Annotated in this window: 1 protein-coding gene; it reads left to right on the top strand. The window is 38.2% G+C overall.

The window, feature by feature from the left end; translation table 11 throughout:
- Positions 1-238 (top strand): ParA family protein (locus AAEY55_RS18595; protein WP_350552767.1); only part of this gene is annotated, 238 nt, incomplete at both ends.

Raw genomic sequence — 238 nt, 5'->3', positions numbered from 1 at the left:
ATGCCTACACCTTAGTTAATATTTTTGCTATGGCTGATATTATGGACATACAGCCTGATCACCGCGCATCAACAGACAAACTCCAAGTTATTGTTATTAATTCATTAAAAGGTGGTTGTGGTAAAACAACAAGCATGGTTAACATTGCTGCTGCACTCGCTACCACTAACATTAAACGTTACCGTATCGGTATAATTGATTTAGATCCTCAAGGGTCATCATCAAGCTTTTTCCCATC

Source organism: Pseudoalteromonas sp. 120-MNA-CIBAN-0494 (genome assembly GCF_040308885.1).
Lineage (GTDB): Bacteria > Pseudomonadota > Gammaproteobacteria > Enterobacterales > Alteromonadaceae > Pseudoalteromonas > Pseudoalteromonas nigrifaciens.
This window is presented reverse-complemented; position numbering and strand designations above follow the sequence as displayed.